The sequence below is a fragment of the bacterium genome, from assembly GCA_021159335.1.
GTDB lineage: Bacteria > UBP14 > UBA6098 > B30-G16 > B30-G16 > JAGGRZ01.
This window is the reverse complement of sequence record JAGGRZ010000166.1, coordinates 1-3,403: the sequence shown is the minus strand read 5'-3', so window position 1 is coordinate 3,403 and position 3,403 is coordinate 1. Positions and strand designations below refer to the sequence as shown.

General features: G+C 46.3%; 3 protein-coding genes. All 3 read left to right on the top strand.

Annotated features, from left to right (window positions below; translation table 11 throughout):
• Window positions 1-1,053 (top strand): VCBS repeat-containing protein (locus J7J62_09190; GenBank protein ID MCD6125327.1); only part of this gene is annotated, 1,053 nt, incomplete at its 5' end.
• 151 nt (window positions 1,054-1,204) lie between these two features.
• Window positions 1,205-2,428 (top strand): VWA domain-containing protein, encoded by a 1,224-nt coding sequence (locus J7J62_09185; GenBank protein ID MCD6125326.1) that lies wholly within the window; start codon window positions 1,205-1,207, stop codon window positions 2,426-2,428.
• A 47-nt stretch (window positions 2,429-2,475) separates the two neighbouring features.
• Window positions 2,476-3,403, top strand: a 928-nt coding sequence (locus J7J62_09180) for a hypothetical protein (GenBank protein MCD6125325.1), incomplete at its 3' end; no start/stop codon positions are given.

Genomic DNA, 3,403 nt, shown 5'->3' with positions numbered 1-3,403 from the left:
CCCAATATGAGTGGAGGAAGAGTTTATTACGGTCACACTATAGGTGCGCAGTGGGCAGATGTGGATAACGACGGCGACTGGGACCTTTTCATCGCAAATCTTGCTCATCCGCGGTTCATTTCGTTCTCTGATAAGTCAATGCTTTTCATCAACAGCGGACCACCGTCGTACACATTCCATGATGAGCGCGAAAGGTGGGGGATAGAGTATTACGAGACTCATTCATCGTGCGTTTTCGGCGATTTCGACAATGATGGCTGGCAGGACCTTTTCATATCGTGCGTGTACAATGGTTACCATTCGTTCCTTTATAAAAATTGTCACGACCACTTTGAGCTCGTTAACTACGAAGCTGGAATATTTCTTAATAATAGCTGGGGCGCTGCATGGACCGATTACGATTGTGACGGTGACCTCGACCTTGTGGCGAGGGATGTCCCACCCTCGGGCACTGTGATGAGATTGTTTAGAAATGAGATAGGTAACCGAAAGCAGTGGGTTCAGTTTGTATTGAAGGGCACGCGTTCCGATAAATTCGCGGTGGGTTCGGTCGTCAAGCTTTATTGTCATGAACTCGGTTTCTGGCAGATGAGACAGGTGGATGCGGTTGCTGGGACAGAGGGGACATCTCAGGGGTATGTCCTGCACTTTGGGCTGAACAACGCTACCATTGTGGACACCATAATCGTTCGATGGATGGGTTCGGGTGAGGTGGACACATTCACCAATATAAGACCGAACCGAAGATACACTGTTATTGAGGGGGTCGGTATTGAGTCTATCTCAGAGAGTGGCGCAAAACCTGACAAGTTACTTATCTACGCATATCCTAACCCGTTCAATCTTCGCTGCAGAATAAATGTTTTCAATCCTTTTGGTGACGGCGAACTCGCAGTTTTCAGTGTCGACGGGAGGAGGGTTTTCTCCAAGCGAATCGGTTTGGGGTCGAGCGAAATTTTGTTCGACGCATCTAACCTACCCAGCGGTGCGTATGTGGCGGTTGTTTCCGCAGCGGGGATGAAGAAAACTAAGTCTTTGTTGATTGTAAAGTAAATAATATTTTGGACTTGCTATTGATTAAAATCATAATAAATTTTATTGATAACAAGGGGGGTCATTGACTGTGAAAAGGGAAGTTTTTATCAGTTTAGTGTTAATTATTCCCTCACTTGTTTTTGCATCAAACTTTAGTATAACATGGTCTATGCTTGCAGACTCTTCGCTTGAAATAATATGCACATCACTATCGGGTGGGCTTGATTTCGTTTTTGTGCTCGATACGACTGGTAGCATGTATGGTGATATTGACTCTGCGCTGGCTTATCTTGATGATTTTGCTGATTCCATGGATGCCTTGGGCATAGATTATGCCTTCGGATTGGTTACCTATGGTGATGGCTGGAATTTTCCGCATGGCTACAATTTAACTGAAAGCGCAGATACATTCTCCATGTGGCTTTTGCCTATTGGTTCGGCTGGTGGCGCGGATGCTCCCGAAGAAGCGCTTGATGCTATAATGGCTGCCGTGGATTCCATAAACTGGAGGACGGGAACTATAAGGATAATAATTCTTATTACTGATGCGTGCTTCTGCCAGAGAACGAGCACATGTACACGCTATTGTCATTCGTCGTGGATGCCCGCCGAGGTTAGGGATACCTTGCTCGCAGAAAACATAATACTTTTCGTTGCTACTCCAAGTCATATTAGCTGCAGTTCTTGCGCTGGCACTGGAACCTGGGCGTTGAATTGGTATAGAAACATGGCTGAGACCACAGGTGGTGCATGGTTTAACCTTTACTCAAATTTTGGAGCGATATACGACAGCATTCTTGAAATGATAGACACAACCGAAAACATAATTTTGCAGTTCGTAAACACTGAGACTGACACTATTGAGACGCTTTATGCAACCATAAATGTTGGCAGCTGTATAACGATAGACTCAGGAACCACCATAGAGACAACGCTTACGGTTGAGCCTGGCGAGACAGTTACTTTTGAGTGGGCGATAGATTTTTCATCAGGCTGCAGCGGTCGAAACGCATGTTTTGGCGCGGTTATCTGGAGCGGGAGCGATACACTGCGAAGGTTTGGCTGTCTTACGCGGGCTGATTGTGAATGCCCGCTTATCCCCGTTTGGATAGCATGTCCTGAATCGTGTCCTCAGCTTACCTCGTGCGCAGACCAGATAATGATTTTCGGTGTTTACGATTCTACGGGGGCTGGGATAGACACAGCCAATGTTTACATAAGACGCGTGACGACGAGCGGGATGAGTTATGTGCCATTAAGTCAGCTCGATTTCTACACATTCGGAGATACGACATTTATAACAGTCCATGGTTCGTTTGGCGATGGTGACACTATAACGCTCCACTTTGATAGTTTGTTCACAACTCAGGGATGTAAAATGCCGCCATGGTAAATATTTGAAAATTGTCGATTTATACATAAATTTAATTGGAGGACGATATGATAAAAATTAGGAATATTTTGGTTTTGTTCGCGATTTTAGCATTATCGACGGCAGTTTATGGGCAGCTTGTAAGCTGCACCTATACGGTCGACCTTTCACCACCCTACATCGATACAACGACGAGCCCTCTTTATCCTTCACCGGGGGATACGGTTAACGATTTGTTTCAGGTTTTTGGGGCGCCTTTGAAAGATGATGGCGCTGGAGTGTGGCTTAATCATGTTCAGGCCGAAAGTGTATGGGACACGCTTTGCGGTGCTGACATCGGAACATACATAACATGGGCGGTTAACGATTTCTCGTCCTCGAATTTTGTGGATACTGTGTGGGACTCTACTTTTGCCTCGGACACATTCAACTACAATGATTCCATAAAGGCATGTATTCATGGGATTGACAGGATTCTGAACTTCGGCGAGGATTGCTCGTGCTGCCCCAACGAATTCGATAGTTGCTGGGTTTTTCACATTGCACCGTGCGACAGCTATCGGCTCGTAAATATCTGCCCTTCGCCGTGTGAAATAATAACAGCCAACGAGAGACAGGCTGTGTGGTGGTCGCTGGTTCCAGTTCCGGGGTCTGGGAATAGATATCCGGATACTGCCAGCATTATAGTTGAGGTTTATGTAGATGGTGTGCTTGCTGATTCGGGGACTATCGCTTCCTTGGATTGGGCGCACTACATTGGCAACCCGATCGACAGGATTTTCCCGGATACCATAATGGTTGAGCCGCTGGGAACCACATGGTCTCACGGTGATTCTGTTGCGATTGTGGTGTACTCGACACAGTGTCCCATAATACTTTCGGACACATGCTCGTTTATGGTTGACTTCGTTCCGCCGCACATAACATATCACTATCCAGCACCGAGTGAGACTGTCTTCACGCCATTCGTTAATCTTATAGCAATCCTTGACGACG

Coding starts and splice junctions, on each gene's coding strand:
- J7J62_09185 (MCD6125326.1), top strand. CDS start 1,205: ATGCTTGCAGACTCTTCGCTTGAAATAATATGCACATCACTATCGGGT.